This is a genomic window from Streptomyces sp. NPDC002076 (assembly GCF_053593835.1).
The window spans coordinates 333,450-360,256 of record NZ_JBSFDI010000008.1 but is presented as its reverse complement, the minus strand read 5'-3'; the positions used below and the strand labels follow the sequence as shown (position 1 = coordinate 360,256).

Sequence of the window (26,807 nt, the reverse complement as noted above, 5' to 3'; positions counted from 1 at the left end):
ATGGTACTGCAGGGGGGACCCTGTGGGAGAGTAGGACGCCGCCGAACAATTCTTGGGAAAGGCCCACGCCGGATGGCGTGGGCCTTTCTGCGTTTCACAGCGTTTCCCAATATGGGATGCCACTCACGACGGGCGGCACTACGGTGGCCCACATGAGCACCTCGACCAGCGGTGGCTACGTCATCCGCGCCATACGACCCGACGACTGGCCCCGAGTGAAGCAACTGCGCCTGGACGCGCTGCGGGACCCGAGCGCGGGCCTCGCCTTCCTGGAGACGTACGAGGAGGCCGAGGCACGCGCGGACGTGTTCTGGCAGGACCGCGCGGTCGGATCCGGGGAGGGGTCCACGGCGGCGCGGCAGTTCATCGCCGAGACGCCCGACGGGACCTGGGCCGGCTCGGTCACCGTGCTCATCGAGGAGGCCGGGACCAAGGACTGGGCCGGACTCGCCGTCGAGTGCCGGCAGGGGCATGTGGTCGGGGTGTTCGTCCGGCCCGGGCACCGCGGGAACGGGCTGATCAAGGCCCTGCTCGACGCCGGTGTGGAGTGGGCACGGCAGCGGGGTGCCGAGCGGGTGCGGCTGCTGGTGCACGAGGACAACGAACGGGCCCAGGGCGCCTACCGCAAGGCGGGGTTCGTGCCGAGCGGGGTGGTCGTGCCGTTCGTGCGGGACGCGCGGCAGAACGAGTTGGAGTTCGTGCTGCAGTGGCCGTCCTAGACCGGTAGTTCCCGGTGCGGCCAGCGGGAGCGGGCCTGTTCGCGGGAGCGGAGCAGGGCGAGGGTGGGCAGGCCCTGGTCGGTGCCGGTGGCGATCAGGTCGGGGAGTTGCGGGATGGGGGCCACGGCCGCGATGTCGTCCAGGACCAGGGTGAGTGGTGGGTCGAGCCGACCGGAGGATGACCGTTCGGCCATGCGCCGGCCGCGCTCGACCACGCTGGAGACGAGGGCCGTCAGGAGCGGCATCGCGCCGGGATTGCTCCTGGGGTCCTCGATGGATTCACCGACCACATAAAGCGTGCCCCCTTCGTGGACGAAGGAATCCAGTGACAGGGCATCTGTTCGGTTCGGGGTGCAGGCCTCACGGATGTTCACCGTGGACAGCGCCGACAGGGCCCGGCTGGTCAGCTCCTGGGCGATGTCGCGGCGCTCGGGGTGTGCGGTGAGCGCGGCCTCGAGTTCGCCGGCGGCGCCGGGGGCGGCCTTGGGGTGGGTGCGGAGGGTGCGTACGGCGTCCTGGACCTGGATGCCCTGGGACCAGCGGTGGACATGGCGGATGGTGCGGTTCTCCAGCGCTGCGGCGTGGAGGTAGCTGCGCAGGAGCGTCACTGCGGTGTCGGCCACGGTCTGGTCGATCCTTGCCGTGGGCTGTACGGGTCCGAGGAGGGCGGTGGCTCTGCTCAGCGCGGTCTGTTTGTCCTCGCAGCCGGTGGTGGGGGACCAGTGGAGGCGGGCCGGGGTGTCGCAGAGGTGGGTGGGGTCGTAGAGGAGGGTGGGGCCGAGTTTGGCTCTGGCGTCCTTTGTCTCGGACCATAGGTCGGGGTTCGAGGTGACGACCAGGGCGGGGCCTTCCGCGTCGCGTACGGCTTGCGCTGCGGCCGTCTGGCGGGCTGCGGGTGGGGCGTAGAGCACCGGGCCTTCGGGACGCGTGGCTTCCCACCCGTCCACCATTTCACCGTCGGCCGAGAGGGGAGCCAAAGGCTTCTGCGGCGCCGGATCCGGTGGGGTCTCACGAGGCTGCGGGGCCGGCACGGCCTCCGTCGGCTCCGGCTCCGTACGCTCTACCGGCACCTCGTACCGCTCTACCGGCACCTCGTACCGCTCTACCGGCACCTCGTACCGCTGTTCCGGCGCCGTCGGCATCGCCTTCTGGGCCCGCGCCCGTGCCCTCCCCGCCCGCCATCTCGCGACCGCTCCCATCACGAACACGGTGAGGACGAACAGGATCATCAACTGGCCGATGAACAGGCCCCAGAACAGGCCCCAGCCGGAGAGCTGGGCGGCGGGGGTGTCGGGCCAGGCGCCGGTGATGTCGTGGGGTGCGCCGATGAGGTGGCGCATGGCGAGGGGCGTGCGGGTGAAGGTGACGCCATGGGGCCAGGCGCCCTTGGCGAAGAGGGCGGCGAGGCCCGTGGCCGCCCACACCAGCAGGGTCATGCCGAGGAGAAACGCGAGGATGCCGATCAGCAGGCCGTCGGGGATGCCGCCCTGGCCCTCGTGGCGGTCCTCGCGGCGATCACGAGCGTCCGGTCTCACCCGTTCCTCCCCTGTCCTTCGCGCCCCTACGCCACCGTCGACTCGGAGTCGCCCAGATGCTGCTCCACGAAGGCCGCGGCCCGCTGCTCGGCCTCCAGCTCGGCGGCGCGCAGGGCGTCGTCGGCCGTGAGGTCGCTGGAGGACTCGGTCATCGCGCGGTCGGTGAAGACCAGCGGGCGTTCCGTCTCCGTGACCAGGTGTTTGACCACCTGGACATTGCCGTTGACGTCCCATACGGCGATGCCGGGCGTCAGTGTCGGGATGATTTCCACGGCCCACCGCGGCAAACCCAGCACCCGGCCGGTGGCCCGGGCCTCGTCGGCCTTCTGGGCGTAGATGGTCCTGGTGGAGGCCATCTTCAGGATCGCCGCCGCCTCCTTGGCCGCGGCGCCGTCCACGACGTCGGACAGGTGGTGCACCACCGCCACGAACGAGAGACCCAGCCGGCGGCCGAACTTCAGCAGCCGCTGGAACAGCTGGGCCACGAACGGGCTGTTGATGATGTGCCAGGCCTCCTCGACCAGGAAGATGCGCTTCTTGCGGTCGGGGCGGATCCAGGTGTGCTCCAGCCAGACGCCGACGATCGCCATGAGGATGGGCATGGCGATGGAGTTGCGGTCGATGTGGGAGAGGTCGAAGACGATCAGCGGGGCGTCCAGATCGATTCCCACGGTCGTGGGGCCGTCGAACATGCCGCGCAGGTCACCGTCGACGAGGCGGTCCAGCACCAGGGCCACGTCCAGGCCCCAGGCCCGTACGTCGTCTATGGCGACGTTCATCGCCTCGGCCGACTCCGGCTCGGGGTGCCGTAGCTGCTCGACGATGTCGGAGAGGACCGGCTGGCGGTCGACGATCGTCTCGTTGACGAAGGAGTGGGCGACCTTGAGGGCGAAGCCGGAGCGCTCGTCCAGGCTGTGGCCCATGGCGACCTCGATGATCGTCCGGAGCAGGGCGAGCTGCCCGGTGGTGGTGATCGCCGGGTCGAGCGGGTTGAGCCGGATCCCGTGGTCCAGGGCGGCCATGGGGTCCAGCCGGATAGGAGTTATCCGCAGCTCCTCCGCGATGAGGTTCCACTCACCCACCCCGTCCTCGCCCTGGGCGTCCAGGACGACGACCTGGCGGTCCCTGAAGCGCAGTTGGCGCAGGACGTAGGTCTTCTCCAGGGCCGACTTGCCGTTGCCGGACTCGCCGAGGACCAGCCAGTGCGGAGCCGGGAGCTGCTGGCCGTAGAGCTGGAAGGGGTCGTAGATGTAGCCCTTTCCGGAGTACACCTCGCGGCCGATGATGACACCGGAGTCCCCGAGGCCGGGCGCGGCGGTGGGCAGATAGACCGCCTGGGCCTGGCCCGTGGAGGTGCGCACCGGCAGCCGGGTCGTCTCGACCTTCCCGAAGAGGAAGGAGGTGAAGGCGTCGGTGAGGACGGACAGCGGATCCCGCATCGGTGAATCAGCCCCTACCTTCGGATGCCGGTGGCGAAGGGAAGTGTGTTCACGAAGGCGCGGTGGTGCTCTCTGTCGCACCACTCCAGCTTGAGGTACGACTTGCCGGCGGAGGCCCTTATGGTCCGCTTGTCGCGGTTGAGGGCCTCCGGGGTGCGGGCGGAGACGGTGATGTAGCCGACGAGGTTGACGCCGGCGGCGCCGCTGGCGAGGTCTTCGCCGCGCTGGTCGAGGCGGTTGTGCGCCGCGACGTCCCGGGGGTCGACGGTGCGGTTCATCTTGGCGGCGCGGGAGGCCTCGGCCTCGTCGTTGGTCTTCTCGGTCAGCATGCGTTCGATGGCTACCTCGGTGGGTTCGAGATCCATCGTCACCGCGACCGTTCGGATGACGTCCGGGGTGTGGACGAGGAGGGGGGCGAGGAAGTTGACCCCGACCGGGGTCATGGGCCACTCCTTCACCCAGGCGGTGGCGTGGCACCAGGGGGCGCGGGTGTTGGACTCGCGGGTCTTGGCCTGGAGGTAGGTGGGCTCCATGGCGTCGAGCTCGGCCGGCCAGGCGTTGCGCTTGGTCATCGCCTGGATGTGGTCGATGGGGTGGTCGGGGTCGTACATGGAGTGGATGAGGGAGGCGAGCCGGCCCTGGCCCAGCGGCTGGCGGACCCGGATGTCGGCCTCCTGGAGCCGGGAGCAGATGTCGGTCAGCTCGCGGGCCATGACCACCGCCAGGCCCGAGTCCCGGTCGACCTTGGTGCCGCGGGCGCGGACGGCGCGGGCCATGGCGTGTGCCTCGGCGGCCAGTTCGCGGTTGTAGTGCATGCAGGCGACGAGGTAGGCGCGGTGCTGCTCGCTGCTGGTGGACACCATGGACTGCAGCTGGTCGTACGACTGCTGGAGCCAGCCGGGGGAGCGGGGGTCGCCGCGTTGGGCGACGTCCTTGGCGTGGGCGTCGGGATCGGCGGGCAGGGTGCGGGCGAGCATCTGCAGCCGGGTGACGAATCCGTCGCCGTTGGCGACGTGCTTGAGCAGGGTGCCGAAGCGGTCGACCAGGGCCTCCTGGTCCTCGGAGTCGCGCAGGCCGACGCCGGGGCCCTCGATCTCGATGGCGGCGGTGACGGTCTTGCGGTCGGCGTGCAGGAGTACGGCGATCTCGTCGGGTCCGAAGGGGGCGGCGAGCCAGGTGATGCGGCCGATGCCCGGGGGCGGGCCGATCTCGACCTCGCGTCCGTCGAGGCGCGTGCCGGCTTCCATGGCGGCCGAGCGGTAGTGCGCGCCGCTCTTGACGGTCCGCTTGTAGCTGCGGTTGATCTCGAACCACTTGTAGAAGGTGCGGCGTTTGTAGGGCACGTAGACCGCGGCGAGCGCGAGCAGTGGGAAGCCCATCAGCAGCACGATCCGCAGGGACAGGACCGGGACGAGGAGGCCGCACATCATGCCGAGGAACGCGCCCGCGACGATCAGTGCGATCTCGCCGGACTCGCGGTTGCGGCCGATGATCGCGTTCGGCCGGGCGCGGCCGATGAGATATGTACGGCGGGGCGTGACCGGATGGGACAGGTGGGACTCGGTCGTCAACGCCCTTCACCTCCCGTGCGGTTGATGTTGCGGGCGTTGCCGGCGTGCGGGGTGTTGGCGGGGCTGGGTGCGCGGGGCGCGGGTGTGGCGGAGGGGACGGCTCCGCCGCCGCCCCCGGTGGGGCGGCTGCTGTGGGCGGCGACCCCGCCGGTGGCGGGGTTGGCCGGGCGTGGGGTGCTGCTCCCGGTCTGTCCTGCGCCGGCTCCGTTGTTGTCGGCGCGGGTGCTGTGGGTCTTGATGCCCTGGGCGACGAGGGTGGCGGGGGAGCTGATGACGGCGGCGGCCTTGCTTTCGGCGCCCTGCATGATGCGGTTGTTGCGGCCGTTCGCGATCTCGTCGCCGAAGCCGGGGACGAAGCGGTAGATCATTGCGCTGGCGAAGATGGCGAGCAGGATGATGGCGAGGCCGGAGACGACGGCGGAGAAGGCGTCGGGGCCGTTGCCGCTGGACAGGGCACCGGCGAGCCCGAGCACGATGACGATGACGGGCTTGACGAGAATCACGGCGATCATGATTCCGGCCCAGCGCCGGACATGCCCCCACAGGTTCTTGTCCACCAGTCCCGCGTAGACGACGGTGCCGAGGAGGGCGCCGACGTAGAGCAGGGCGGCCCTGATGACCAGTTCCAGCCAGAGGACGCCGGCGGCGAGGATGCTGACCAGGGAGACCACGATCAGCATGATCGGGCCGCCGCCGATGTCGGTGCCCTTGCCGAGGGCGCCGGAGAAGGTGCCGAAGAACGTGTCGGCCTGGTCGCCGGTGGCCTTGGCGAGGACGTCGGTCACTCCGTCGGTCGCGGACACGACCGTGTAGAGGATCAGCGGGGTGAAGGCGGAGGCGAGGACCGTCAGCCACAGGAATCCGACGGCTTCCGAGATGGCGGTGGTGAGCGGCACACCGCGCACCGCGCGCTTGGCCACGGCCAGCAGCCACAGCAGCAGGGTCAGGATCGTCGACGCGGCGAAGACGATCGCGTACTGCTGCAGGAACTTGGGATTGGTGAAGTCGACGTTGGCGGTCTCCTTCACGGCCTTGCTGAGCTTGCCGATGGTCCAGGACGCGGCTTCGGCACAGCCTTTGGCGAGGGAGGACAGGGGGTCGAGGGTCGAGTCGTCCGGGAGGTTGGAACCTCCTGAGCCGCTGGAGGCGTTGCCGCGTTCGCAGTACTTCTTGGCCTCGCCGGAGATGACGTCGCAGTTGTACTTCTTCGACGGTGAGGGCGAAGGCCCGGGTGAGGGCGCGGCGAAGGCACGTGTGGCCAGCAGTACGGCCGTGGTCTGTACGGCTGTCACGACTCCGGCGAGCTTGAGCGTACGTCGCGGGCTACCGGGCATACGTGAACCCTCCGTACTCTTCGATGGCCTTGCTGATCTCGTCGGAGGTGGCGGCCTTGTCGTCGCCGGGTACCGGTGCGGGGCCGTCCTTCTGGGTGTCGGAGGTGATCTTCCAGTCGCCCCCGGACCACTGCAGGTCGAACGTCCAGGTCTTCCAGGACGAGGTGACAGGGTCGGTCGAGGAGTTGCCGGCCATGCCGATGAGCCCCAGGTACCAGACCGCCACCTTGGCGTCGTTCTCCGTGTAGTGCTGGATCGTCGTGCCGACCGGGACCACCCGGGAGACGAACGTACTGCCCTTCGGCGGGTTGCCCGAGGCGTCGAGGCCCATCGTGGCGAGGAAGTCGGCCGAGTAGGCCTGGTCCATCTGTCCCTGGAGTCTCGCCGCCGCTTGGGAAGTGTAGAGGAGGTGCAGGAGGGAGTCGCGGCTGTCCTTGTTGAACATGCCCGTCGAGCCCAGCGCCACGGCGTAGTTCGAGGCGGCCGACTGTGCACCCTGCTCCGTGTGGGCGAATCCGGTCGGTACGCCGGCGGTCTTGGTGTCCACGGGACGTGTTCCGCTGGCGTCCGTGGGTGCCGTTGTGGGCTTGTGGTTCTTCGCGGTCGAGCCGTCGGCCGACGAACCGTCCCCCCTGTTGGCGAAAGCGATCGCGGCGATGAGGAGGACCACTACGCCGACCACCGTGACCAGGGAGCGGGAGGAGGAGCGGTGGGGGCCTCGGCGGGGGGCGCCGCCGTAGGGGTCGGTTTCGGGGAGGCGGGTGCGGGTGTGGCCCATGTCGCCGTAGTCGGTGTAGGCCTGGTCGTCTCCGGAGGTCATGGCGTGCGCGCTCCCTCACCCTCGTAGACGTACGACGGTAGCCGTGCTGCTTGCCGCGCGGGCGCGGTGTGGTGACTCGACATCAGGGAGACGCAACCTTCAGGGACTCAGACCGCCATGCCGTACACGATCGTGAACAGGGTGCCGAGGGAGCCGATGATGAACACCCCGGTCAGGCCGGCGATGATGAGGCCCTTGCCCTGCTCGGCGCTGAAGGTGTCGCGCAGGGCGGTCGCGCCGATGCGTTGTTTGGCCGCGCCCCATACCGCGATGCCGAGGCACAGGAGGATGGCCACGGCCATGACCACCTCGATCATCACCTTCGCCTCGTTGCCCAGGCTGCCGAAGGGGCCCCAGTCCGGAGCGATCCCGCCGATGATGGTGTTGATGTCTCCCTTGTCGGCCGCAAAGAGCATGTAAGTCACCGCCCCTGGTGGGTAGTTCCGCGTGGCCCCCGCGGTGTGCGGAGGGCAGGTCTCATTGTCGCCGACAACTTCGCGGTCGTATGTCGACTTGACGTCATTGGCTGGCGGGTTTCGTACGAATGACGCGTACGGTCACTCTGTGTATCACGGCAGGTCACGCCGGGCAACGAGGTCCGACCGGAACCTGTCGTGTGGTTGGGTCGTTGACCTCCTTTACGACCTGGCGCGGTTTCTGACGGCTGGTCGGGTGAGGCGTCGAGATGATGTTCTCATGGGTGGGGGCGGGGAACAGGACATGGCCCCGGCGGCGAGTGCCGTCGGGGCCGGTGGCCTGCGAAGCAGTGGGTGCGGTCAGCCGGTGAAGGCCGTCACGCCCTGCGGGGTGCCCCAGCCGGTCGGGCCGTCGTAGCCGGACTGGGCGGTGCACAGGTAGCTGGTGACGCAGGCGCCGTTGTTGCCGCTGGTGACGTAGTTCAGGCAGGAGGTGCCGGCCGCGCGGTACGGGAACTTGGCCGGGTAACTACCGCTTGACGGGGTGCCGGCGAGGGCGTAGACGGCGGCGATGACGGGTGAGCCGGCGCTGGTGCCGCCGAAGGTGTGCCGGCCTGCGGTGGAGGCGGCCGGGTACTCGGCGCCGTGGCCGGCGGAGGCCATGTCGAGATCGAGGGAGATCTCCTCGGACCAACCGGTGTCGCTGGTGGGGAGGGAGGTGATGGAGCCGGCCTGGCTGACCTTCCTGAAGCAGCCGTTGGCCGTGGTGCAGGCGGACAGGCCGTAGTACGAGCGGTACTTCGCGAGGTCGTCGTCGCCGTGAAGGCGGTGTGTGAGCAGCTCCTGATGTCCGGTGGGGGAAAACGGGCCACGGCCGGCTGCCGTGGCCCGTCCTCCTTTCCGTGCCGCCGAGGGGACCCCACGTCCCCCTCACACCGGCGGCTCCCCGTGACCCGACGGGGTGGTTCGGGTGGTGGTGCTCAGCTCGCGCCGAAGGCGCTCGTGCCCTGCGGGGTGCCCCAGCCGGTCGGGCCGTCGTAGCCGGACCCGGCGGTGCAGAAGTACGCCGTGGCGCAGGAGCCGTTGCTGCCGCTGGTCACGTCGTTGAGGGCGGAGGTGCCGGCCGCGTTGTACGGGTACTGGGCCGGGTAGTCGCTGCTGCCCGGGGTGCCGGCGAGGGCGTAGACCGAGGCGATGATGGGCGAGCTGGCGCTGGTGCCGCCGTAGGTGTTCCAGCCGGTGCCGTCGGAGCCGTAGGTGTCGTAGACGGAGACACCGGTGGCGGGGTCGGCCACCGCGGACACGTCGGCGATCATGCGCTTGGCGCAGCCGCTGTCGGTCTGCCAGCTGGGCTTGGCGTCGTAGGCGGAGCAGCCGGAGCCGGTGCCCTCGGTGCTGGAGGTGTTCCAGACGGACTCGGTCCAGCCGCGGCTGCTGGAGTCCGCCGACAGGGAGGTGCCGCCGACGGCGGTGACGTACCGGGAGGCGGCCGGGTACTCGGCGCCGTAGCCCTCGTCGCCCGCGCTGGCGGTGATGGCGACGCCCGGGTGCTTGTAGTACGAGGTGTCGTACGAGGTGTCCGACGACGACTCCGAGCCGCCGTAGCTGTTGGAGACGAACTTGGCGCCCAGCTTGACGGCCTCGTTCACCGCGGTGCCCAGGTTGGCGTCCGAGGCGGACTTGGCCTCGACCAGCAGGATGTTGCAGTTCGGGCAGGTCGCGCTGACCATGTCGAGGTCGAGGGAGATCTCGCCGGCCCAGCCGCTGTCGGCGGAGGGGAGCGAGGTGGTGGAGCCGGTCTGACCGACCTTGCTGAAGCAGCCGTTGTCGGTGGTGCAGTCCGGGAGGCCGTAGTACGACCGGTAGGCCGCGAGGTCGGACTCCGCGTTCGGGTCGTCGTAGGCGTCGACGATGGCGACGGTCTCGCCCGAGCCGTTGGAAGAGGCGGCGTCGGTCAGGCCGTAGGCCGACTGGATGTCGCTCGGGCCGTAGCCGGTGGGGGAGTCGGAGGCGGCCTTCGGGGAGACGGTCTTCGGCGTGATGCCCTTCAGGGCCGCCTGCTTCTCCATGAAGGCAGTGGTGCCACCGGTGACGCGCAGGGCGTCACAGGCGGCGTAGCCCTTCCTCGGGGCGGCGCCGCACGCCTTCTCGTAGCGCACATGGGCCTTGGCGACCTGGGCGGCGATGGTCTTGGCGGTCACCTTGTGGGGCGTGGTGGCGGCTTCGGCGTGGGCTGCGGTGGTCAGGCCGGCGGCGAGGAGTGCGGCGGTGGCCGCGGCGGCCGATCCGATCCGGCGCCATCTGCCGCGTATGTGGGGGGAGTTGGGGGTGGTCGTACGCAAGGTACAGCCTCCTGTGAGTGGTTTACAGAGGCCTGCGGGTGTGGGGGGCCACCAGTGGGTGACCGGTGGGGGCGGCGGCCCGCGACGACCATCGCGTTGTTGAGTACGCGACAACAAGAGGCTTTCGGAATTCTGACTTCCGCGTTACTCAAGGCGGTTGGGGGATTGCTGGTCAATGGCAATGTGCTGGCGCTGTGCTGGGTGCGGCTTGACCCGGGGCACAGGTACGGCACAGAGGCGGATCGGCCGGCCTCGGCGGGTTCAGCGGGGCTTGAGGCCGTGGAGCAGCAGATGGACGTGTTCGTCCAGGCCGCTCATGGCCTCCTCGGCGTCGAGCGCGCAGGCGGCGATGAGGGCGGCGAGGCCGTGCAGGCTCGCGGCGGCGATCATGGTGATCCGCTCGGGATCGCCGGCGACGATCTCGCCCTGCTGCTGCGCCTCCGCGATCATCCGGGCGAAGGAGTCGAGGGACTCGTCGACGGCCGCGGCGAGCTGGGCGGAGCTGTCGGGCGCGTGCTTGCGTGCGAACATCAGCTCCAGCAGCTCGGGGTTCTCGACGGCGAAGCCGAGGTAGGCGCGGGCGAGCGCCGCCATGCGTCCCTCGAGGGTGAGGCCGGACTGTCCGGCGGCGGCGCCCAGGGCCTGGTTCAGGCGCTCGTACCCGTCCAGCGCGAGGGCGTCTATGAGGGCCTGCTTGTCCTTGAAGTGCCGGCCGGGGGCCGCGTGGCTCACCCCGACGTCCCGGGCCAGCTCGCGCAGCGAGAGCGCGCCGACCCCCTTCTCGCGCAGGGTGCGCTCGGCGCTCTTGAGCAGGGAGGCGCGCAGGTCTCCGTGGTGGTAGGGGCGGTTCGTCGGTGACGGGGACATGCGCGGCATGCGGACCATCGTAACCCGATGTTGTCATTGACATCATTGTTGTCGGTGCCTACTTTGGGGGCATGAACGATAACTGGAACACGACCCGTCTCCCCGACCTGACCGGCCGTACGGCCGTGATCACCGGCGCCAACAGCGGCATCGGCTTCGTCGCCGCCGAGGCGCTGGCCCGCGCCGGAGCGCATGTGGTGTTCGCCGTACGGGATCTCGCGCGGGGCGGCGCCGCCGCGGCGAAGGTGAGCGGCAGCACCGAGGTGCGCCGCCTGGACCTGGCCGACCTGGACTCGGTACGGGAGTTCGCGGCCGGCTGGGACCGCCCGCTGGATGTGCTGATCAACAACGCGGGCGTGATGATGCTGCCGGAGCAGCGCACCAAGCAGGGCTTCGAGATGCAGTTCGGCACGAACCACCTGGGTCACTTCGCGCTGACGAACCTGCTGCTGCCGTATGTGACGGACCGCGTGGTGACGGTGGCCTCAGGCGCTCACCGCTTCGGCGACGGAGTGATCAGCTTCGAGGACGTGAACCTGCGCGGCCGCTACACGCCGACCCGCGCCTACGCCCAGTCCAAGCTGGCCAATCTTCTGTTCACCCTGGAACTCCAGCGCCGTCTCACCGAGGCCGGCTCCCCGGTGCGGGCCCTGGCCGCGCACCCCGGCTGGGCTGCCACCAACCTCCAGAGCCACCACGCGAACCCTCTGATGAGGGCTGCCATGGGGGTCGGCAACAGGCTGTTCGCCCAGAGCGACAAGGCCGGCGCCCTGCCCACCCTCTACGCCGCGAGCCAGGACCTCCCCGGCGCGTCCTACGTCGGCCCGGCCGGCCTCGGCGAGATGCGCGGCGCCCCCACGCTGGTCGGCCGCAGCGCGGCGGCCAGTGATCCGGCGGCGGCTCGGCGCCTGTGGACCCTGTCGGAGGAGCTGACCGGGGTGGAGTGGGCGCTGAAGCCGGTCAGCCGGTCATGACGTCATGTAATCGCACCTGGTCGGAGGGTTATGGCCGGTAAGGGGCGCGCCCGTCGGGAGGTTTCACAGGAAAATCTCAGTTAAGTCGCGGCGGGATTCTCACGTTCGTGGGGGACAGTGAGCACTGATGAAGCGCATCTCACGCATCATGGTCACCTCGCGTCCCGCATTGCTCGGCGCCGTGGTGATGCTCGCCCTGACCTCGGCGTCCGTAGCGGCCGCCGATGACGGGCCGGGGCCCCTAGGGGTCACCGCCGATGCCGTCGCCACTCGGCAGTCGGCGCGGGTCGGCGCGCTGTTCGGGGCGGACCGGGCCGAGGACCTGTCCGGCGGCCACTTCTGCACGGCCTCGGTCGTGCACAGCCCGCGGGGCAACCTCCTCGTCACCGCCGCGCACTGCGTGGACGGCGCCGACAGCGACCTGGTGTTCGTGCCGGGCTACCGGGACGGACAGGCGCCGCACGGGGTGTGGAAGGTCGGGAAGCGCTATCTGCCCGACGGCTGGGCCAAGGACCAGGACGAGGACAGCGACCTGGCCCTCGTCACCGTCGACGACCTGGACGGCAAGCGGATCGAGGACGTCGTCGGAGCCGGTCGGCTCACCACCGGTACCGCCACCGGCGCCACCGCCGTGACCGTCATCGGCTACCCCGACTCGCGCGAGGTGCCCATCAAATGCACCAACAAACCGGCCGTGCACAGCCGTACCCAGCAGCGCATCGACTGCCCTGCCTTCACCAGCGGCACCAGCGGCAGCCCGTGGATCAACGGTGACGACCAGGTCGTCGGCGTCCTCGGCGGCCACGAGGAGGGCGGCTCGACCGATGACGTGTCGTACAGCGTGGTGCTGGGCAGCGGTGCGGCCGAGCTGTACAAGGACGCGATCGGCGATCCCTGAAGAGCAGGGGACACGAAAGCGGCTGCCGCGGGGGGTGCGCCCCCGGGCAGCCGCGGTTCGGCAGGCCTGACGGTCGATCAGCGGCTCGCCGCGACCGGGGAGGTCTTCCCGTCCGTCGCCGTCACCGTCGCCGTCACCGCCGGCTTCGCGGCCGCGGCCTTCGCCGCCGCTGCCGCCGCCGTGCGCTGGGCGACCCGGCGCAGGTACAGGTTGTTGAAGATCAGCGCCAGCGCGGTCAGCGAGGCGCCGGCCACCTGCATGCCGGCCGGGACCACGCCGGTCAGCGCCGAGATGACGAACGCGGTGATCGGGACGACGTCCATGAAGAGGACACCGTTGAGCGGGCCGAGGTAGCGGTTGCCGAAGTTCCAGCCGAGGACGCCCACGAAACCGGCGATGACGCTCATGTAGGCGAGCTCGGGGAGGATCGTCGTCACGGCGTGCGCGCTCGGCACCGCGACGCCGCCCGTGGCCAGGATGACCGCCGTGATGACCGTGGCGCTGGCCAGGCCCAGGACCGTGGTGATCGCGGTGTACTTGATCGGCGACCAGCCCGGGAAGTACGTCGCACCGGAGGTGTAGATCACCCAGCACAGCGCGGCGAAGAGGAGCAGCGCGTCGGGGCCGAAGTCACCCGGGTGGGAGAGCAGCGTGGACAGGCTGCCGTCGGAGACCACCAGGATGACACCGACGAACGACATCGCGATGAAGGCCAGCGCGCCCTTCGGCGGAACCACCTTGCGCAGCACCCAGTTGACCAGGAAGCCCATCATGGGCATGGTCGCCATCATGATCGAGGCGTTCAGGGCGCCCCGGGTGCCGATGAGGTCCTGACCGAAGAACACGAGGAACTGGAATCCGGCGAAGCCCGCCGTGCCGAACAGCCAGGCCAGGCCGATCCGCTCGCCCTTCAGCTTCAGCCCGGCCGAGCCCTCGCGCACCCGCAGGAACACCAGGAACATCGCGCCGGCGATCGCGTACCGCAGGCAGGTGAAGGTGAACGGGTCGATGTGCTTCAGGGTCACGTCCATGAGGGGGAACATCGCTCCCCAGGACACGGTCGCGAGGAGGCAGAGCAGCACGCCCCGGCCGTAGTTCTTCTGATCGTTCATGACTCTTCCTGTCGAGTGGGGGGCGGAAAGGGGTGGAGGTCAGGCGGGGATGAGGTCGGTGGTGCCGCGGCGGGCCGCGGCCTCGGCGCGGACCAGCGGCAGGACCGTCTCCAGCAGCCGCGCGGCGCGCACCTTGCCGGTCGGGCTGTACGGGATCGCCTCGACCGGGACGACGTACGCCGGCAGGCACGGCACCCGGCGGGCGCAGGCGGCGGTGACCGCGCGCCGGCCGCTCTCCAGCCGCTCCGGGGAGACCGCGGCGAACGGCACGATCAGCACGTCCTCGCCGGTCTCGGGCAGCTTGGTGCGCAGCACGGCGGTCTCGCGGACACAGGGCAGGTCCATCAGGTCGTTCTCGAGGCCGAAGATGTTGACGTCGAGCGGCTTGCCCTCGGCGGCCTTGGAGACGCCGTCGTTGCGGCCGGTGAGTTCGAGCCGGCCGGCCTCGTCGATGAAGCCGCTGTCACCGGTGAGCAGGAAGCGCTGGGTACGGCCGCCGTAGTCGAGGGTGAGGAACTCCGGCTCGGCCGTGGCGTAGGCGTCCATCAGCTGGTAGCTGGCGATCGCGACCCGGCCGCGCATGCCCTTGGGCAGCGGGCGGTTCTCCGGGTCCAGTACGGCGATGGTGTTGCCCGGCATCGGACGCCCGGAGCGGCAGGGCGCCACATGCAGTTCCTCGGGGCCGATCATGACGTTCACGCCGGTCTCGGTGGTGCCGTAGTAGAGGTGCAGCACCGGGCCGAGGCGGTCCCAGGTGTTGTTGACGACCCAGCGGTTGAGATGCCGGCCGCCGGAGAGCACGAAGTGCAGCCGGGAGGTCTTGTGCAGATGCTCGGAGGCCGGGTGGGCCACGACCCGCTTGAGGACCGGCGGGACCATGAGCGTGGTGGAGACGCCCTCGTTCTGGATGAGCCGGATCAGGGCTTCCTCGTCGTCGTACGGGCCGAGCACGATCGTGCCGCCGAGGGCCAGGAAGATCCGCGCCCAGCCGGGGCCCGAGGCGTGGTACAGCGGGACCGTCACCAGGTGGACGTCGTTCTCGTCGAAGGAGTACTGGTCCACCAGGTCGGCGAACCGGCGCGCCTCGAAGGAGGCCCGGCGGATCACCAGCTTGGGGATGCCGCTGGTGCCGGAGGTGAAGGAGAACGCCTCGAACGGCTGCTCCACCGCCCGGGGTTCGCGCGGCTCGGACAGCAGCAGATCGGTGAAGGAGACGCCGGCCGTGTTCTTCGGCGGGTCGCTGTCCAGCCGGATGTCGAGCACGTCCCGCGCGTCGGGCCAGCCGACCTCGGTGAGTACGGCGCGGTGGGCGGTGGTGCTGATGACCACGGTGGGCCGCAGCTGCTCCAGCGCGCCGGCGGTGGCCTCGGGCCCGGCGGTGTAGTCGAGGCCGACGCACGGGATGCCGAGCGAGGAGACGGCCGCCATGGCGACGACCAGCTCCCAGCGGTTCTCGGCGACGAACACGGCGCGGGCGGGCCGTATGTCCGGCAGTCGCTCCTCGATGGCGCTCGCCACGCGGGCCACCTTGTCGGCGAGGCTGGCCCAGGTCAGCCGCACCTCACCGTCGACCACGGCGACGTGCCCGGGGCGACGCTCGGCGTGCTTGCGGATGTCCGAGAGCTTGATCATTGACGGTCACTTCCTTCCGGCGGGGATTGCGGGAGCAGCGGTAACAGCGGTGGTGGGGGCGGGGTCCGGCGTCGTGGGGACGGCCGGTCCCGAGGGGACGCCGAAGGCGGCCGTGGAGGCGCCCGGCTGGTGGAGGGTGTAGATCTCGCAGCCGCTGGAGCGCAGCGCGTCGATCTCGCCGAGGGTGCGGTCGCACAGCCGCTCGCCGGGCACGGTGATGGGGATGCCGGGCGGGTAGGCGATGATGAAGTGGTCCGAGGTGCCCTGGGTCAGGGCCGCGGACGCGGTGCGGTAGGTGCGCTGGATGGTGCGCAGCGCCTCCAGCAGCCGCAGCAGCGTGGCCTCGTCGACGCCGATGTGGACGTGGAAGAGCACGGCGTCGCCGCTCTCCCGGGCCACGTACAGGGCGTAGTCGTCGAAGAGGATCCGGCGGAAGTCGGCCGCGGTGATGCCGAGCGCGCTGATGTCCACCAGCACCCGGGTCGGGTCGTCGCTCACCAGCAGCGCCGGGTCGGTCAGATGCCCCTCGGGGCCCAGCGCCCGGTACGCCGACAGGCGCGGGTCGCCGCCGAGTTCGGCGCGCAGGGTGCGGGCCAGGTTCAGCGACCGCTCCAGCAGCTGCTCGCCCTCGGTCTCGGCCTGCAGCCGGGCCAGGTCCAGGCTGGCCAGCACCGGCCAGCTCGGCGAGGTGGTGTGGTGCTGGAACAGAGCCTGCGCGGTGCGTTCCTGGGCCTCGCCGTCGCCGACGAGGTGCAGATACGAACCCTGCCGCAGCGCCGACATCGACTTGTGCGCGGAGTGCGTCACGGCCACCGCGAGCGGCAGCGGGCCCCCGGTGCGGCGCAGGTGCTCCACCGCGTGCAGCGCGGTCAGCGGCCGCAGTTGCGGGTGGAAGCGGTGCACCGCGCCCCAGGCCTCGTCGACCAGCACGGACACCGTCGGGTGGGCGGCGGCCAGGTGGGCCAGCACCGTCGGCAGGTCGTAGCGGACACCGTCGTACGACACCGCGGACAGCACCACCGTGTCGTACGGCCGCCCCTCGGCCACCGCCGTGCGGAACGTCTCCAGCAGCCGGGGCAGATCACCGAAGGTGCGCGGGCAGTCGGCGCAGCAGCGCTGCATGGGCGCGTAGGTGACGTCGACGCCGAGCGCGCCGAGCGCGAAGTGCACGGACTGGTGGCAGCTGCGGTCGGCGAGCACCCGGCTGCCGGGGCGGGCCAGCGCGGTCAGGGCGACCCGGTTGGCGGTGCTGGTGCCGGTCGACAGGAAGAACGTGGCGTCGGCGCCGAAGCCGGCGGCGGCCAGCCGCTGGGCCTCGCGGAGCGGGCCGCGCGGCCGGAAGAAGGAGTCGAGCATCGTGCCGCTGTAGGACACGTCGGCGGCGAGCTGGGCCGCGCCGAAGAGGGCCTCGTAGGACGCCCGGACGCGGGAGTCGCGGATCGACCGGCCGTGCGAGAGCGGAAGGGCGTGGAAGGAGGCGATGTCCCGGCGGGCCACCGCGAGCACGGCATCGGCCAGCGGCGTCCGGCTCGCCCCGTGACGCCCGGAGAGGGGCGCCGGAGCGCCCTCCTCGTCGGCGGGAGTGGAGCTGGTGGGTTCGGTCATGGGTTCCATGAAACAAAACCTTCGCGAAGGTATCAATTATTATCGGGAACGCTGATGACAGAGGCGGTCGGCCCTTTGTGATCAGCCGCTGACCTGCGAGAACACCCCGGCCGTGTACGCCGCTGCCGCCGGTCCCGGCTGGAGGGCGCCGTGCGCCGCCACGGCGTGCAGGTCGCGCCAGGCCCGCTGCAGCGGGTTCGCACGGTCCAGCGCGCGGCTCCCGGCCGTGCGGAACAGCTGCTCCACCGCGCCGGTCAGCATGCCGGCGGCGAGCGAGGCGTCGCGCTGGTTGCGCGCGGCCGTCTCCGGTGCGAAGGCGGCGGCCGGGGTGAGTGCCGCGCGGTCAGCGCGCTGCGCCGCCGCCTGAAGCAGCAGCCCGGCCGCGTCGATCTCGCCCGAGCAGCGGGCGAACGCCTGCTGCACACCGGGGTCGCCCGGCCCGCCGCGCTCACGGGCCAGCGCGGTCCAGGCGTCCAGGGCGCCGCGCGCCGCACCGAGCCCGGGCGCGCAGAACAGCAGCGACGCGACCAGGGTGTACGGCACCCGGTGGCAGGGCGCCGCGTCGGCCTCGGGCACACCCGTCATCAGGGTGTCCCGCAGGCAACTGCGGTGCTCCGGTACGAAGGCGTCCTCGACGGAGACCGAGTGGCTGCCGGTGCCACGCAGACCGACGCTGTCCCAGGTGCGGTGTATGCGGATGTCCGCGCGGGGGAGCAGGAGGATGCGGTAGGCGGGGGGCGTGGTGGGGGGCTGCGGCTGCTGGTCGGGGACGGCGGGCGGTTCGGTCGGCTGCTTGTCCGGAGTGGCGGGTTGGCCGGCCGGCCGTTCGTCGAGGGTGGCGAGCAGGATCCAGTCGGCGTGCTCTATGCCGCTGGCGAAGGACCAGCGGCCGGTGAGCCGCCAGCCGCCGGACACCCGGGTGAGCCGGCCTGCGGGCGGTATTACGGCGGCCGCGATCGGCGTGTCGGGGCTGTCCGTCCACAACTCGGCCTGGGCCGCCTCGGGCAGATGGGCCGCCAGCCGGGCGTGCCCGGCCAGCAGGGCACAGCACCACGCGGTGGACGCGCAGGCCTCGCCCACGGCGGCCACCGCGTCCACCAACTCGGTGAAGCCGCCCGCCCGTCCGCTCCAGCGGCGCGGGACGAAGTGACGTGCGAAGCCGGCGGCGGGCAGGGCGGCGACCACCTCCGGGTGCAGACGGGCGGCCTCCTCGGAGGCGCGGGCTTGCCGCGCGGCGAGGCCGGACACGGCGTCCGGGGCGAGGGGAAGGGCAGCGGGCCGGGCGGTGGGAAGGGCGTTGGGAAGCGCGGGAACGGCGGTGGTCATGGCTGCCTCTCTGGAGCCGCTCGGAAGACGGCGGAAGACGGGTAGAAAAAAATTCGATCGAGAAGGTATTTTCTTGGTGAGTACATCGGTCGACACGAGGACGGACGAGGTGAAGCAGGACAGAGCGCGACGGACACACGAGCTGCTTCTCGACACGGCGGCGGCCGAGTTCGTCCTGCATGGATTCGCGGGCACGAACCTGTCCGACATCGCCGCCCGCGCCCGCCTCACCAAGGGCGCGCTCTACGGCCACTTCGCGTCGAAGGCGGAGCTGGCCGAGGAGCTGACCCGGGGTTTCGAGGAGGCGTGGGACAAGGTGCTGGCCTCGGCCGGGACTTCGCTGCGGGAACTGGCCGTGGGGCTGGCCCGCAGGATGGACGAGGACGTGCGGTTCGCCGCGGGGCTGCGGCTGACGACGGATGCGGCGCGGACGGAGCGTACGGAGCCGGCGCCCCTCGGCGACCTCAGGTGCCGGGTGCGGGAGTTGATCCTGGAGGCGCAGCGGGAGGGGCGGATCGACGCGGGTCACCGGCCGGAGCCGCTGGCGCGGATGGTGGTGGCGTTGGTGGTGGGTGTGCAGGGCACCGCGTGGGCTTCGGCCGGGGACTCCGCCGAACTTTGGGATGCTGTGCTGTTGGCGCTGGTGGGATCCGGCGCCTGCGGGCTCGGGGAGTGACGGTTCGTCGGCGGGCGGGTGCGTCGTGGCATGTCGCGCAGTTCCCCGCGCCCCTTTGGGGCGCACTCATCGCTGCCCCTGTTGTCAGGTGCGGGGAACCGCGCGATGCCTCGCCGTCAGGCGGCCGGTGTCAGCAGGCCGCTCATGGCCGGACTCGGCAGGCGGGGCCAGTTGCCGAGGGCGGCCCGGGCGGTCAGGACCGGGTCACTCCCTACGACCACCGGGTGGCCCACGCTGCTCAGCAGGGGCAGGTCGCTGGCGTCGTCCGCGTACGCGTGGCAGTCGGCGGGGTCAAGGCCGAAGGTCCTCATGACGCGGTGGGCCGCGTCGGCCTTGGCGCCGCCGATCACGGGGCGGTCGACGAGGTCGCCGGTGAGGATGCCGTCGTTGACCTCGGGTGCGGTGCAGATGAGCAGGTCGGCGCCGACGGACCGGCTGATGGGGGCCAGGCAGGCGGCGAAGGAGCCGGACAGCAGGATCGTGAGGTGCCCGGCGCGGTGGTGCCGCCGTAACGCCTCGCGGACCGGTGGGTGGAAGAGGCCCCGGGCGTGTTCGCGGGCGAACCACAGCCGGCCGCTCTCCTCCAGGTCCCGTTCGTGACTGCCGTGCAGCAGGCGGTAGTAGGCGCGGTTGACCTGTTCCCGGGGCACGCCCGAGCGGAGTTGGTGGCCGAGGGCGGCGCGGGCCGCGGTCAGCCGGGCGGGGGTGCGGCCCTCACGGTCCCAGTGGAAGGCGAGGAAGCTCAGCATGCTCTTGCAGGAGATGAGCGTCTCGTCCACGTCGAAGAAGGCGGCGCTGTCGGGTCTGTCGGGGTCGGTCGTCGTGGTCATGAGTCGGGAAACCTCTGCGGGAGAAGGGAAGCGTGGGTGGCGTGCGTGGCGGCCGTGGCGGGCCGGGTGTCGCAGCGCAGTTCCGTGCGGGCGGCCTCGACGAGGTCGAGGATTCGGTCGGCGTACGGGCACAACCGGGCGCCCGCCGAGGTCAGTTCGACGGCGCGGTTGCCGCGGCGGACGAACAGCGGCTGGCCCACGGCTTCCTCCAGGCCCTTGATCTGGGCGGTGATGGTCGGCTGGGAGTAGTGCAGATTGCGGGCCGCGCGGGTGAAGCTCAGCTCGCGCGCGACCTCGCGGAAGGTGCGCAGGCGCTGGATGTCCATGCCGGGTCCTGTCAGTCCCATCAGTCCTGTCGTTCCCGTCAGTCGCGGACGAAGAGGGCGTCGGCCTCGGCGAGGGTGCGCTCGCCCTGGACGGCGGTGAGGCGCAGCAGCCCCTCGGGGCCGGTGGCCGAGCGGATGACGATCGGCTGGAACAGCTCCCCGAAGGACAGGAAGCGGGCCTGGAGCGCGGTGAGGGCACAGTCGCGGGCCGCGGTCAGATGGCCCGCCTGGCGGAACGCCTCCAGCAGCATCATGCCGGGCACGTGGTCGGAGGGGTGCTCGAAGTACCCCGGGTGCCGTAGGTCGACGTGGAGCAGCCAGGTCGAGGAGTCCGCGTCGGTCGCGGTGCGCAGCAGCACGTTGGCGTCCTGGCGGCCGGCGATGACGGGGGCGGTGGAAGGGGCCTCCGTGCCCGGGGTTTCCGGAGTCGCCGGGGTCGCCGCAGTTGCCGGGGTGCTGCCGACGATGTCGCGGCCGCGGTGCCGTACGACCTCGTAGCGACGCGCGTCGACCACGACGACGGCGACCGAACCGTGGGCGCAGGGCCGGCCGTCGACCTCGATGGTGATGTCGAGCCGGGCGTCGAGGCGGCGGGCGTCGGAGGCGGCGGTCGAGGCGACGGTGACGTCCAGAACGGCGCCGAGCGGGGTGCCGCCCACGCGGAGGGCGTGGAGATCGCTGATGTGCAGGTCGAGCGACTTGAAGACGAAGTGGTGGCCGAGCGGGACGTCGTAGTACCGGTGGAGCAGGAAGATCCCGGCCTGCCGGACCGTTTCGGCAAGCAGCATGAAGTCGCAGCGGCCGGACGGGTCGGGGTGGTAGAGCGCGTGGTGGCGCGGCCACTGGGCGCCCACCAGGAAGCGGTCGGCGGCGACCGGGGCGCCGTCGGTGAGGAAGACCTCGGTGACGGAGGCGCGGTGTACCAGTTGCCGCGGGACCGTGCGGTCGAAGGTGAGCGCGGCGCGGGCGTCCTCGACGGACGCGAGCGCGGATGTGGACCGGAGCGTGCTGACAGACATGCCTGTTTCCCCCCAAGGCTGAATGCGTACGCGCAAAGGGGACCTTCGTGACTCTTCCGCCTGACGCGGCCCCCCGCTCAAGAAATATACCTTCGGGAATGTATATTGCAACGCAGAACACGGGGAAGGTGGAACGACATGCCAACCAGCAGGGCGGAGCCGAAGCAGGAGCGGGCGCGGCGGACCAGGGCGCAGATCCTCCAGATGGCGGCCGAACTCTTCGCCGAGCGCGGCTACGCCACGGTGACGCTGCAGGACGTCGCCGAGCGGGCGTCGATGACCAAGGGGGCGGTGTACTTCCACTACAAGAACAAAGAAGACCTGGCCGTCGCGGTGGTCCAGGAGCACTACGCCCGCTGGCCGGTGCTGCTGGCAGAGGTCTCGGCCGGCGAACTGCCGCCGTACGAGGCGCTCGTCGCGGTGCTGGACCGGGTCACCGGGGCCTTCCGCGACGACGTGGTGGTGCAGGCCGGTGCGCGGCTGCAGATCGAGCGGTCGCTGATCGACGCGGACCTGCCCGAGCCGTACGTCGGCTGGGAGGACTACCTCACCGGGCTGGTCGAGGCGATGGACAAGGCCGGCGAACTGCGCCCCGGCGTCACCCCGCGCTCGGCGGCCCGGGTCCTCGTCTCCGCGTTCTTCGGCATGCAGCACATCTCCGACGTCCTCAGCCGCCGGTCCGATCTGGCGGAGCGGTACGGAGAGTTGCGGACGGTGGTGCTGGAGGGGTTGCGGGCCTGAGGTGTGGACGCCCTCTTCGCCCGGATGACGGTCGACGACACCGGGGGCCTCTTCCGCAAGGAGCTGGGCAGGAGCCGTCAGCGCGTGGCCACGAAGTGGTCGAACTCGCCTGCCTGTACGCCGAGTACGAAGGCGCTCCACTGATGGCGGGTGGTCGTGACGACGGTGGCCGCGGAGCGGAGGAGGAGGGGGGCGTCGCCGTTGTCGTCCCGGCTCGTGGGGGCCGGTTCCTTCTTGAGGGCGGTGAGGAGGGTGGCGAAGGCGGCGGGGGTGGTGGTGAGGACGGCTCCGGTGGGGTCGGCTGATTCAGTCATGTGGATGGTGCCAGGGGTGGCAGCGACGTGTATGCAGGAGTTGCCTTCCGGGCAGTACGACGACTTCTGCCAGGCGAGTCCGGGCATGGGCCGCTCCTTCACAGGTGCTTGAGCATGGCTTGGATGAACGACCGTGACTCATCAGGGGCAAGGGCTGCCGCCTCCATACGGTCGAGCAGTACGCGGTACTTGGTCAGTTGGGCCTCAGCGTCGAGGAACACGGGGCCGTGCGACTGGTCGAGGTTCACCGTGTCCAGCTCGGGCACCGGCCCCTCGGCGTAGTAGATCGCTTGTCCCGAACCCGGGAAGACCAGCGAGCCGAACGGCAGCACCCGGAGCGTGATGTTGGCCCTCTCGCTCATCTCCAGCAGGTACTGGAGCTGATCGTGGGTCACCTGCGGGCCACCGAACCTCATACGGAGAGCGGCCTCGTGGACGATCACATGGTGCGGGGTGGGCGGGTCCCGGAAGAGAACGGCCTGCCGCTTCACCCGGAACGACACCCTGTGTTCGACGTCGGGGGGTGGCAGTTCCGGCACTGCCTGGCGGAAGATCTCACGGGCGTACTCGGCGGTCTGGAACAGTCCCGGCACGTGGATCACCACGGCGGTGCGCAGGCGGGTGGCATGGTGTTCCAGTTCGGCCAGGTCCAGCAACGCGGCGGGCAGGATCTCGCGGTACTCCTCCCACCAGCCGCGTGAGCGATCGCCGGCCATGTCGCACAGGGCTTGGACGAGGTCGGTATCGGCGCAGTCGTAGTGGCAGGCCAGTGTGCGCACGCGCTCCGGGCTCACTCCTGCTCGGGCTGCCTCGACGTTGCTGATCTGGTTCTGCTGTACGCCGAGCAGTTGACTCGCCTGGGTGGACGTCAGACCGGCCCGCTCGCGGAGTTTGCGCAGCTCGGCCCCCAAACGGAGTTGGCGCCCCGTCGGGTTGGTCCTCATGGGTGTCCCACCCTCCCTGTCACCCACATGGATGGCGAATCAGCTCTATCACGCAAACCGTCTAAGAACTTTTACGCGCACCGCTACTTTATTGCTCGGGCCCCTCGCTCAGAAGTGCACCGACCGACGGGACGGCAGGCCACTGGGCAATCGAACAACCGCGCCTCAATCCCCCTCTTCGACCGGAGACTTCGATGCCCACCGTATCCCCGCCCTGGGCCTACACCCTCCACCTTCCCCGCGATCCACGCGCACCGGGGATCGCCCGCGCAACCCTCCGTACCGTCCTCGCCGCGCACGAGCTCTCCTCGCTCGCCCCCACTGCCGAACTCCTGGCCGCCGAGCTGCTCGCCAACGCGCATCTGCACACCTCCGGCCCCTACGCCCTGCGTCTCCTCGGGAGGGAGCCGGGCCGGCTGAGGGTGGGCGTCTGGGACAGCGACCCGGGCGTGCCGCCCGGCTTCACCGCCGACGCTGCGCCCGAGGGCGTACCGGAGGATGCCGAATGCGGGCGCGGGCTGCAGCTCGTGCGGGCCTGCGCCGACTCCTGGGGTGTCTCCGTGCTGCGCGAGCTGGGCGCGTCCAGGGGCGGCAAGCTGCTGTGGGCGGACTGTCAGAGCCGTGACGTACCGTAATCGGGTGCGGTCAGAGTGTCAGGAGGATGCCGTGGCGGTGGGGGTGCGGGGTGCGGGGTGCGGAGGCGGGACACCAACTCCCCCTGGTAAGCACGCGGGCGTGGTGAAGCGGGTGCGACGGCAGCTCGAGGGCATGGCCCTTCCGGACGGGTTGGATGTGTACGAGGTGTCCTCGATCGCCCCCGTCGACGCGTCGGACGACTATGTGACGCCGAGTCTGATCCTGCTGCCCACCGAATGGGAGGATGACGACGGCTGGTTCGCCGCCCCGGAGGACACCGCGTTCGCCGTCGAGGTCGTCTCCCCTTCCGAGAAGTCCCAAGGGATCCGCGACAAGGTCGACTGGTACGCCGTGGCGCGCGTCCCTCTCCTGCTCGTCATCGACCCGCGCAAGGCCACCTGGGCCCTGCACAGCCGGCCCGACAACGGCACCTACCAGGACGTGCTGCCGGGGAAGTTCGGGGAGCCGGTGCCGTTGCCCGAGCCGTTCGGAGCCGAGGTCGGCACGGGTGACTTCCCGGTGTACGGAGATGCGGCGCGCCCGTCAAACAGGGGCGCGACCAGCGATCGGTGAGACACTGCGGACGGCCAACTGGGCAGGGCTGTCTCGGGCGGGAGCTTTCCGCGGCCATACGACACCCTTGAGCACGGGCTGCCACGTCGTTTGCCGGTAGGCCACGCGAGCGTCGTGAATAGGCCGAAATGTTGGCCGGGGGCACGGACGTGCCGAGAATGTGGCCTTGAACGGGCCGCACATGGGGGAGGGTTGGGGCGTGCGCAGAGTGTGGGTGGTGGGCGGCATCGCGGTCGGGCTCGGCCTGAGCTTCGTGATGCTGCTCGTCGTCGGCGTGTACGTCGTCGCCGGCAACCTCGCCAACGGCGTCGGTTCAGGCAGTGTGGGACTGGCCAAGGGTGCTGTCCCGGCGGCGTACAAGACGCTGGTGCAGCGGTGGGGCAATCTGTGCACCGCCCTCAACCCCGCCCTGCTGGCCGCCCAGTTGTACCAGGAGAGCGGTTTCAACCCCAACGCCGTGAGCCCGGCGAAGGCGGAGGGGATAGCGCAGTTCATCCCCGGGACGTGGGCGACGCACGGGGTCGACGGCAACGGCGACGGCGTCCGCAACGTCTGGGACCCGAACGACGCGATCCCATCGGCCGCCGCGTACGACTGCGAACTCGCCAAGTACGTCAAGGACGTGCCCGGGAACGTCTCGGAGAACATGCTCGCCGCCTACAACGCGGGCGCTTACGCGGTGATCAAGTACGGGGGCGTACCGCCGTACCAGGAGACCCAGAACTACGTGAAGACCATCACGACTCTGTCGAAGAGCTTCGCCGCGCCCGTGACCCGCGTCGACCCCACCCAGCAGGCCGCCGGCGCCATCGCCTTCGCGCAGAGCAAGTTGGGGACCCCATATCTGTGGGGCGGGGAGGGATCGGCCGAGCAGGGTGGGCGGTTCGACTGTTCCGGGCTGACGCAGGCCGCGTACGCGAAGGTCGGGATCGCGCTGCCGCGTGTGGCCAATGACCAGTACAACGCCGGGCCGCATCCGTCGCGGGACCAGTTGCTCCCGGGAGACCTCGTGTTCTTCTCCACCGATCCCAGCGACTCACGGGCCATCCATCACGTGGGGATCTATGTGGGCGGCGGGTACATGATCGACGCGCCGAGGAGCGGAGCGGTCATTCGGTTCGACCCGATCGACACGCGGGACTACTTCGGCGCCACGCGCGTCACCGAAGACGGCGCGAAAGCGCTCCCCACGACGGTTTGAGACGGTGTGACCGAGCGTGAACCAACCCCCTGAGCTGCGGTGATGAGTCTCTCTTCGATAACGTCTGCGTGATCATTCAGTGGAGAGTGGAACGTATTGATGGCGACCGTGCGTTCCTGTTGACGTAGCCGAGCGGACGTCAGTACGGGCAGTACGGCAGTGCAGCGGAAGCGGATCTACGAACCACGGGGGTAGGAGCGGCGCACACGAGGTGCGTCCGGTAGACGACGAAGGGGCCGCAGCACCATGGCTGTACTCGCCGAATCCGGATCGAACCCCGACGTCGAGCTGCTCTACGACATCAATGGCCTGGCCAAGGACGCGCCCCACTGGTTCGACCGGGCCATGGAGTTCGTCGGTGAGTACGGCCTGCTGCTCGCCATGGTGCTGCTCGTGCTGTGGTGCTGGTGGTCCGTGCGGCGCCGAGGTGCCGAGGACGCCGCGTCCTCCGTCGCCGCGCTGGTGTGGGCGCCGCTCGCGGCCGGCATCGCAGTGCTGGTCAACGTGCCGATCCGGGGCTTCGTGGAGCGCCCCCGCCCCTTCGTCGCCCACCAGGGCCTCGACGTCCTCGTCTCCGGCAAGACCGACTTCTCCTTCGTCAGCGACCACGCGACCATCACCATGGCGCTGGGCGTCGGCCTCTTCGTCGCCAACCGCCGCTTCGGCATCGCCGGTATCGGGCTCGCCCTGCTGGAGGGCTTCTGCCGGGTCTACATGGGCGTTCACTATCCGACGGACGTCGTCGGCGGCTTCGCGCTCGGTACGGCCGTCGCCCTGCTGCTCTCCCCGCCGGCCATGGCGCTGCTCACTCCGGTGATGCGAGCGGTGGAGCGGTCGGCCCGGGCGGGGTGGGTCGTACGGAAGCGATCGGTGAGCGAGGGGCGTTCGGGGGCCGTGCTTCCGCCTGCCCGTACGTCGGTGGAGTCCGAGGAACGGGACCTCGCGGCGTAGCGGACG

26 protein-coding genes and 1 pseudogene are annotated in these 26,807 nt (G+C 70.5%); 9 read left to right on the top strand and 18 right to left on the bottom strand.

Going from position 1 to position 26,807, the window contains the following annotated elements:
- Positions 1-152 precede the first annotated feature (152 nt).
- Positions 153-719 (top strand): GNAT family N-acetyltransferase, encoded by a 567-nt coding sequence (locus ACWCQS_RS20080; protein WP_451005645.1) that lies wholly within the window; start codon positions 153-155, stop codon positions 717-719.
- Here the strand turns inward: ACWCQS_RS20080 and ACWCQS_RS20075 are convergent.
- The 9 genes and pseudogenes from ACWCQS_RS20075 to ACWCQS_RS20035 form a co-directional block, all read right to left on the bottom strand.
- On the bottom strand, positions 716-2,254 hold the full coding sequence (locus ACWCQS_RS20075) for a type IV secretory system conjugative DNA transfer family protein (protein ID WP_451005644.1): 1,539 nt from the start codon (positions 2,252-2,254) through the stop codon (positions 716-718). The genes ACWCQS_RS20080 and ACWCQS_RS20075 overlap by 4 nt on opposite strands.
- A 26-nt stretch (positions 2,255-2,280) precedes the next feature.
- Positions 2,281-3,693, bottom strand: a complete 1,413-nt coding sequence (locus ACWCQS_RS20070; RefSeq protein WP_450985621.1) for an ATP-binding protein — start codon at positions 3,691-3,693, stop codon at positions 2,281-2,283.
- Between the two features lie 14 nt (positions 3,694-3,707).
- Positions 3,708-5,264 carry an SCO6880 family protein gene (locus ACWCQS_RS20065; protein WP_451005643.1) on the bottom strand — a complete coding sequence of 519 codons (1,557 nt, stop codon included), beginning with the start codon at positions 5,262-5,264 and terminating at the stop codon, positions 3,708-3,710.
- The gene (locus ACWCQS_RS20060) at positions 5,261-6,598 is read right to left on the bottom strand and encodes a hypothetical protein (protein ID WP_451005642.1); all 1,338 of its coding nucleotides are present in this window, start codon (positions 6,596-6,598) and stop codon (positions 5,261-5,263) included. The genes ACWCQS_RS20065 and ACWCQS_RS20060 overlap by 4 nt, the downstream gene beginning before the upstream one ends.
- On the bottom strand, positions 6,588-7,418 hold the full coding sequence (locus tag ACWCQS_RS20055; RefSeq protein WP_451005641.1) for a hypothetical protein: 831 nt from the start codon (positions 7,416-7,418) through the stop codon (positions 6,588-6,590). Before ACWCQS_RS20055 ends, ACWCQS_RS20060 begins: the two co-directional genes overlap by 11 nt.
- A 107-nt stretch (positions 7,419-7,525) precedes the next feature.
- Positions 7,526-7,834 carry a hypothetical protein gene (locus tag ACWCQS_RS20050; RefSeq protein ID WP_014673544.1) on the bottom strand — a complete coding sequence of 103 codons (309 nt, stop codon included), beginning with the start codon at positions 7,832-7,834 and terminating at the stop codon, positions 7,526-7,528.
- Positions 7,835-8,194: 360 nt separating this feature from the next.
- Positions 8,195-8,656 (bottom strand): annotated as a pseudogene (locus ACWCQS_RS20045) (peptidase S8); the annotation flags it as partial.
- 158 nt (positions 8,657-8,814) lie between these two features.
- Positions 8,815-10,176 (bottom strand): S53 family peptidase, encoded by a 1,362-nt coding sequence (locus ACWCQS_RS20040; RefSeq protein WP_451005640.1) that lies wholly within the window; start codon positions 10,174-10,176, stop codon positions 8,815-8,817.
- A 261-nt stretch (positions 10,177-10,437) separates the two neighbouring features.
- Positions 10,438-11,061 carry a TetR/AcrR family transcriptional regulator gene (locus tag ACWCQS_RS20035; RefSeq protein WP_451005639.1) on the bottom strand — a complete coding sequence of 208 codons (624 nt, stop codon included), beginning with the start codon at positions 11,059-11,061 and terminating at the stop codon, positions 10,438-10,440.
- Positions 11,062-11,114: 53 nt separating this feature from the next.
- On the opposite strand from ACWCQS_RS20035, the gene ACWCQS_RS20030 reads away from it, so the two are divergent.
- The gene (locus ACWCQS_RS20030; RefSeq protein ID WP_451005638.1) at positions 11,115-12,017 is read left to right on the top strand and encodes an oxidoreductase; all 903 of its coding nucleotides are present in this window, start codon (positions 11,115-11,117) and stop codon (positions 12,015-12,017) included.
- Positions 12,018-12,144: 127 nt separating this feature from the next.
- Entirely contained in the window at positions 12,145-12,915 is a 771-nt protein-coding gene (locus ACWCQS_RS20025) for a trypsin-like serine peptidase (RefSeq protein ID WP_451005637.1), read from the top strand.
- Positions 12,916-12,992: 77 nt separating this feature from the next.
- Here the strand turns inward: ACWCQS_RS20025 and ACWCQS_RS20020 are convergent, their stop codons facing one another.
- The 4 genes from ACWCQS_RS20020 to ACWCQS_RS20005 form a co-directional block, all read right to left on the bottom strand.
- A complete protein-coding gene (locus ACWCQS_RS20020; RefSeq protein WP_451005636.1) occupies positions 12,993-14,027 on the bottom strand; it encodes a DMT family transporter in 1,035 nt (344 codons plus the stop codon).
- A gap of 39 nt (positions 14,028-14,066) precedes the next feature.
- Positions 14,067-15,659: a class I adenylate-forming enzyme family protein gene (locus tag ACWCQS_RS20015; RefSeq protein ID WP_451005635.1), complete on the bottom strand. Its 1,593-nt coding sequence runs from the start codon at positions 15,657-15,659 to the stop codon at positions 14,067-14,069.
- Between the two features lie 6 nt (positions 15,660-15,665).
- Positions 15,666-17,264 (bottom strand): arginine decarboxylase, encoded by a 1,599-nt coding sequence (locus ACWCQS_RS20010; protein ID WP_451005634.1) that lies wholly within the window; start codon positions 17,262-17,264, stop codon positions 15,666-15,668.
- A gap of 81 nt (positions 17,265-17,345) precedes the next feature.
- Positions 17,346-18,590: an acyl-CoA dehydrogenase family protein gene (locus ACWCQS_RS20005; protein ID WP_451005633.1), complete on the bottom strand. Its 1,245-nt coding sequence runs from the start codon at positions 18,588-18,590 to the stop codon at positions 17,346-17,348.
- A gap of 109 nt (positions 18,591-18,699) precedes the next feature.
- Between ACWCQS_RS20005 and ACWCQS_RS20000 the strand changes: the two genes are divergently transcribed.
- Positions 18,700-19,266: a TetR family transcriptional regulator gene (locus tag ACWCQS_RS20000; RefSeq protein WP_451005632.1), complete on the top strand. Its 567-nt coding sequence runs from the start codon at positions 18,700-18,702 to the stop codon at positions 19,264-19,266.
- A gap of 116 nt (positions 19,267-19,382) precedes the next feature.
- Here ACWCQS_RS20000 and ACWCQS_RS19995 read toward each other — a convergent pair whose 3' ends face one another.
- The 3 genes from ACWCQS_RS19995 to ACWCQS_RS19985 are packed head-to-tail and all read right to left on the bottom strand — an operon-like array spanning position 19,383 to position 21,441.
- Positions 19,383-20,096, bottom strand: a complete 714-nt coding sequence (locus ACWCQS_RS19995) for an HAD family hydrolase (protein ID WP_451005631.1) — start codon at positions 20,094-20,096, stop codon at positions 19,383-19,385.
- On the bottom strand, positions 20,093-20,422 hold the full coding sequence (locus ACWCQS_RS19990) for a LysR family transcriptional regulator (RefSeq protein WP_451005630.1): 330 nt from the start codon (positions 20,420-20,422) through the stop codon (positions 20,093-20,095). Before ACWCQS_RS19990 ends, ACWCQS_RS19995 begins: the two co-directional genes overlap by 4 nt.
- A 38-nt stretch (positions 20,423-20,460) precedes the next feature.
- The gene (locus ACWCQS_RS19985; RefSeq protein WP_451005629.1) at positions 20,461-21,441 is read right to left on the bottom strand and encodes a ScbA/BarX family gamma-butyrolactone biosynthesis protein; all 981 of its coding nucleotides are present in this window, start codon (positions 21,439-21,441) and stop codon (positions 20,461-20,463) included.
- Positions 21,442-21,579: 138 nt separating this feature from the next.
- Between ACWCQS_RS19985 and ACWCQS_RS19980 the strand changes: the two genes are divergently transcribed.
- Positions 21,580-22,182: a ScbR family autoregulator-binding transcription factor gene (locus ACWCQS_RS19980; protein WP_451005628.1), complete on the top strand. Its 603-nt coding sequence runs from the start codon at positions 21,580-21,582 to the stop codon at positions 22,180-22,182.
- A 77-nt stretch (positions 22,183-22,259) separates the two neighbouring features.
- Here the strand turns inward: ACWCQS_RS19980 and ACWCQS_RS19975 are convergent, their stop codons facing one another.
- Positions 22,260-22,583, bottom strand: coding sequence for a DUF397 domain-containing protein (locus ACWCQS_RS19975; protein ID WP_451005627.1), 324 nt, complete (start codon positions 22,581-22,583; stop codon positions 22,260-22,262).
- Between the two features lie 11 nt (positions 22,584-22,594).
- Positions 22,595-23,440 carry a helix-turn-helix domain-containing protein gene (locus ACWCQS_RS19970; protein WP_451005626.1) on the bottom strand — a complete coding sequence of 282 codons (846 nt, stop codon included), beginning with the start codon at positions 23,438-23,440 and terminating at the stop codon, positions 22,595-22,597.
- Between the two features lie 194 nt (positions 23,441-23,634).
- Here ACWCQS_RS19970 and ACWCQS_RS19965 point away from each other — a divergent pair, with 194 nt between their 5' ends.
- From ACWCQS_RS19965 to ACWCQS_RS19950, 4 genes are all read left to right on the top strand, one after another.
- Positions 23,635-24,075, top strand: a complete 441-nt coding sequence (locus ACWCQS_RS19965) for an ATP-binding protein (protein WP_451005625.1) — start codon at positions 23,635-23,637, stop codon at positions 24,073-24,075.
- The gene (locus ACWCQS_RS19960; protein WP_451005624.1) at positions 23,993-24,649 is read left to right on the top strand and encodes a Uma2 family endonuclease; all 657 of its coding nucleotides are present in this window, start codon (positions 23,993-23,995) and stop codon (positions 24,647-24,649) included. Before ACWCQS_RS19965 ends, ACWCQS_RS19960 begins: the two co-directional genes overlap by 83 nt.
- 181 nt (positions 24,650-24,830) lie before the next feature.
- Entirely contained in the window at positions 24,831-25,850 is a 1,020-nt protein-coding gene (locus ACWCQS_RS19955; protein ID WP_451005655.1) for an NlpC/P60 family protein, read from the top strand.
- Between the two features lie 246 nt (positions 25,851-26,096).
- A complete protein-coding gene (locus ACWCQS_RS19950; RefSeq protein ID WP_451005623.1) occupies positions 26,097-26,801 on the top strand; it encodes a phosphatase PAP2 family protein in 705 nt (234 codons plus the stop codon).
- Positions 26,802-26,807: the final 6 nt, after the last annotated feature.

Coding starts and splice junctions, on each gene's coding strand:
- ACWCQS_RS19955 (WP_451005655.1), top strand. CDS start 24,831: ATGGGGGAGGGTTGGGGCGTGCGCAGAGTGTGGGTGGTGGGCGGCATC.
- ACWCQS_RS20050 (WP_014673544.1), bottom strand. CDS start 7,834: ATGCTCTTTGCGGCCGACAAGGGAGACATCAACACCATCATCGGCGGG.
- ACWCQS_RS19990 (WP_451005630.1), bottom strand. CDS start 20,422: ATGGACATCCAGCGCCTGCGCACCTTCCGCGAGGTCGCGCGCGAGCTG.
- ACWCQS_RS20015 (WP_451005635.1), bottom strand. CDS start 15,659: ATGATCAAGCTCTCGGACATCCGCAAGCACGCCGAGCGTCGCCCCGGG.
- ACWCQS_RS19985 (WP_451005629.1), bottom strand. CDS start 21,441: ATGTCTGTCAGCACGCTCCGGTCCACATCCGCGCTCGCGTCCGTCGAG.
- ACWCQS_RS20025 (WP_451005637.1), top strand. CDS start 12,145: ATGAAGCGCATCTCACGCATCATGGTCACCTCGCGTCCCGCATTGCTC.
- ACWCQS_RS20005 (WP_451005633.1), bottom strand. CDS start 18,590: ATGACCACCGCCGTTCCCGCGCTTCCCAACGCCCTTCCCACCGCCCGG.
- ACWCQS_RS20055 (WP_451005641.1), bottom strand. CDS start 7,418: ATGACCTCCGGAGACGACCAGGCCTACACCGACTACGGCGACATGGGC.
- ACWCQS_RS20070 (WP_450985621.1), bottom strand. CDS start 3,693: ATGCGGGATCCGCTGTCCGTCCTCACCGACGCCTTCACCTCCTTCCTC.
- ACWCQS_RS19980 (WP_451005628.1), top strand. CDS start 21,580: ATGCCAACCAGCAGGGCGGAGCCGAAGCAGGAGCGGGCGCGGCGGACC.
- ACWCQS_RS19970 (WP_451005626.1), bottom strand. CDS start 23,440: ATGAGGACCAACCCGACGGGGCGCCAACTCCGTTTGGGGGCCGAGCTG.
- ACWCQS_RS20080 (WP_451005645.1), top strand. CDS start 153: ATGAGCACCTCGACCAGCGGTGGCTACGTCATCCGCGCCATACGACCC.
- ACWCQS_RS19965 (WP_451005625.1), top strand. CDS start 23,635: ATGCCCACCGTATCCCCGCCCTGGGCCTACACCCTCCACCTTCCCCGC.
- ACWCQS_RS20020 (WP_451005636.1), bottom strand. CDS start 14,027: ATGAACGATCAGAAGAACTACGGCCGGGGCGTGCTGCTCTGCCTCCTC.
- ACWCQS_RS19995 (WP_451005631.1), bottom strand. CDS start 20,096: ATGACCACGACGACCGACCCCGACAGACCCGACAGCGCCGCCTTCTTC.
- ACWCQS_RS20060 (WP_451005642.1), bottom strand. CDS start 6,598: ATGCCCGGTAGCCCGCGACGTACGCTCAAGCTCGCCGGAGTCGTGACA.
- ACWCQS_RS19975 (WP_451005627.1), bottom strand. CDS start 22,583: ATGCCCGGACTCGCCTGGCAGAAGTCGTCGTACTGCCCGGAAGGCAAC.
- ACWCQS_RS19950 (WP_451005623.1), top strand. CDS start 26,097: ATGGCTGTACTCGCCGAATCCGGATCGAACCCCGACGTCGAGCTGCTC.
- ACWCQS_RS20035 (WP_451005639.1), bottom strand. CDS start 11,061: ATGGTCCGCATGCCGCGCATGTCCCCGTCACCGACGAACCGCCCCTAC.
- ACWCQS_RS20030 (WP_451005638.1), top strand. CDS start 11,115: ATGAACGATAACTGGAACACGACCCGTCTCCCCGACCTGACCGGCCGT.
- ACWCQS_RS20010 (WP_451005634.1), bottom strand. CDS start 17,264: ATGACCGAACCCACCAGCTCCACTCCCGCCGACGAGGAGGGCGCTCCG.